1 protein-coding gene is annotated in these 567 nt (G+C 62.3%); it reads right to left on the bottom strand.

Annotation, left to right across the window (positions count from 1 at the left end):
• A partial coding sequence (locus ABD323_RS44440) for an Eco57I restriction-modification methylase domain-containing protein (protein ID WP_425556367.1) occupies positions 1–551 on the bottom strand: 551 nt, incomplete at its 3' end.
• Between the last annotated feature and the right edge of the window lie 16 nt (positions 552–567).

Genomic DNA, 567 nt, shown 5'->3' with positions numbered 1-567 from the left:
TCCTGAATGGCTTCACTTAGCTCGACTGCGCCACCTCCAGCGAGACTCCATGGATGACCATTGAGCGCGCTTCGATCTAGGTTCGCCACTGTAACCCAGTCATTCTCGAAGCCGGGGTCGTCGACGTGGTTGACGATGCTCGACCACACGAGGCCCTTCGCTGGGTCCTCGGGTCGCCCCGGTTCGCCGCGGACACCGAGCACAGCGCGCGCCGTATCGTCGACTTTGCCTTGGTTTCGGCCGATGAGAATGACAGTGGGCGTGCCGTGTCCCGGGATGTACGCGCCCGACGTATCGATCACCGACCGAAGGTCCTTGTTCGCCAGGAACTTCTCGATGATCGGCGTGCCGAACTCGCGCTTCATGAACGAGTTGGACGTAATCTGCCCCGTCCAGCCAGGCCGATCGCCGGATCGGGCGAGGTTGAAGAACAACTCCATGAACGGGACCGTGAGGGCATACTTGCCCTTGCAGTAGCCGTACAGCGCCCGGTACGCGCTGTTCTGGGCCTTGTCCTTGGGCGTGATGTACGGCGGGTTGCCGACGACCACGTCGTAGTGGTCGTGC

This window comes from Kitasatospora nipponensis (assembly GCF_039528135.1).
Taxonomy (GTDB): domain Bacteria; phylum Actinomycetota; class Actinomycetes; order Streptomycetales; family Streptomycetaceae; genus Kitasatospora; species Kitasatospora nipponensis.
Note: the sequence above shows the minus strand (reverse complement) of the source record. Positions and strands in the feature narration are given on the sequence as shown.